General features: G+C 50.6%; 1 rRNA gene. It reads left to right on the forward strand.

Annotated features, from left to right (window positions below):
• Positions 1-131: 131 nt before the first annotated feature.
• Positions 132-2,404, forward strand: a 23S ribosomal RNA gene (locus tag DK261_RS08655); the annotation flags it as partial.

Genomic DNA, 2,404 nt, shown 5'->3' on the forward strand with positions numbered 1-2,404 from the left:
TGTGATAGAAAGATAGACTGGATAGCACTTTCACTGGTGTTTATTCAGGCTAAGGTAAAATTTGTGAGTTTAATCGCGAATTTTCGGCGAATGTCGTCTTCACAGTATAACCAGATTGCTTGGGGTTATATGGTCAAGTGAAGAAGCGCATACGGTGGATGCCTTGGCAGTCAGAGGCGATGAAAGACGTGGTAGCCTGCGAAAAGCTTCGGGGAGTCGGCAAACAGACTTTGATCCGGAGATGTCTGAATGGGGGAACCCAGCCATCATAAGATGGTTATCTTGTACTGAATACATAGGTGCAAGAGGCGAACCAGGGGAACTGAAACATCTAAGTACCCTGAGGAAAAGAAATCAACCGAGATTCCCTTAGTAGTGGCGAGCGAACGGGGACTAGCCCTTAAGTGGCTTTGAGATTAGCGGAACGCTCTGGAAAGTGCGGCCATAGTGGGTGATAGCCCTGTACGCGAAAGTCTCTTAGTCATGAAATCGAGTAGGACGGAGCACGAGAAACTTTGTCTGAATATGGGGGGACCATCCTCCAAGGCTAAATACTACTGACTGACCGATAGTGAACTAGTACCGTGAGGGAAAGGCGAAAAGAACCCCGGAGAGGGGAGTGAAATAGATCCTGAAACCGTATGCGTACAAGCAGTGGGAGCAGACTTTGTTCTGTGACTGCGTACCTTTTGTATAATGGGTCAGCGACTTATATTCAGTGGCGAGCTTAACCGAATAGGGGAGGCGTAGCGAAAGCGAGTCTTAATAGGGCGTTTAGTCGCTGGGTATAGACCCGAAACCGGGCGATCTATCCATGGGCAGGTTGAAGGTTAGGTAACACTGACTGGAGGACCGAACCGACTACCGTTGAAAAGTTAGCGGATGACCTGTGGATCGGAGTGAAAGGCTAATCAAGCTCGGAGATAGCTGGTTCTCCTCGAAAGCTATTTAGGTAGCGCCTCATGTATCACTGTAGGGGGTAGAGCACTGTTTCGGCTAGGGGGTCATCCCGACTTACCAAACCGATGCAAACTCCGAATACCTACAAGTGCCGAGCATGGGAGACACACGGCGGGTGCTAACGTCCGTCGTGAAAAGGGAAACAACCCAGACCGTCAGCTAAGGTCCCAAAGTTATGGTTAAGTGGGAAACGATGTGGGAAGGCTTAGACAGCTAGGAGGTTGGCTTAGAAGCAGCCACCCTTTAAAGAAAGCGTAATAGCTCACTAGTCGAGTCGGCCTGCGCGGAAGATGTAACGGGGCTCAAACCATACACCGAAGCTACGGGTATCACGTAAGTGATGCGGTAGAGGAGCGTTCTGTAAGCCTGTGAAGGTGAGTTGAGAAGCTTGCTGGAGGTATCAGAAGTGCGAATGCTGACATGAGTAACGACAATGGGTGTGAAAAACACCCACGCCGAAAGACCAAGGTTTCCTGCGCAACGTTAATCGACGCAGGGTTAGTCGGTCCCTAAGGCGAGGCTGAAAAGCGTAGTCGATGGAAAACAGGTTAATATTCCTGTACTTCTAGTTATTGCGATGGAGGGACGGAGAAGGCTAGGCCAGCTTGGCGTTGGTTGTCCAAGTTTAAGGTGGTAGGCTGGAATCTTAGGTAAATCCGGGGTTCTAAGGCCGAGAGCTGATGACGAGTTACCTTTTAGGTGACGAAGTGGTTGATGCCATGCTTCCAAGAAAAGCTTCTAAGCTTCAGATAACTAGGAACCGTACCCCAAACCGACACAGGTGGTTGGGTAGAGAATACCAAGGCGCTTGAGAGAACTCGGGTGAAGGAACTAGGCAAAATGGCACCGTAACTTCGGGAGAAGGTGCGCCGGTGAGGGTGAAGGACTTGCTCCGTAAGCCCATGCCGGTCGAAGATACCAGGCCGCTGCGACTGTTTATTAAAAACACAGCACTCTGCAAACACGAAAGTGGACGTATAGGGTGTGACGCCTGCCCGGTGCCGGAAGGTTAATTGATGGGGTTAGCTAACGCGAAGCTCTTGATCGAAGCCCCGGTAAACGGCGGCCGTAACTATAACGGTCCTAAGGTAGCGAAATTCCTTGTCGGGTAAGTTCCGACCTGCACGAATGGCGTAACGATGGCGGCGCTGTCTCCACCCGAGACTCAGTGAAATTGAAATCGCTGTGAAGATGCAGTGTATCCGCGGCTAGACGGAAAGACCCCGTGAACCTTTACTATAGCTTTGCACTGGACTTTGAATTTGCTTGTGTAGGATAGGTGGGAGGCTTTGAAGCGTGGACGCCAGTTCGCGTGGAGCCATCCTTGAAATACCACCCTGGCAACTTTGAGGTTCTAACTCAGGTCCGTTATCCGGATCGAGGACAGTGTATGGTGGGTAGTTTGACTGGGGCGGTCTCCTCCTAAAGAGTAACGGAGGAGTAC

This window comes from Pseudomonas sp. RW409 (genome assembly GCF_003184125.1).
In the GTDB taxonomy this organism is placed as follows: domain Bacteria; phylum Pseudomonadota; class Gammaproteobacteria; order Pseudomonadales; family Pseudomonadaceae; genus Aquipseudomonas; species Aquipseudomonas chlororaphis_I.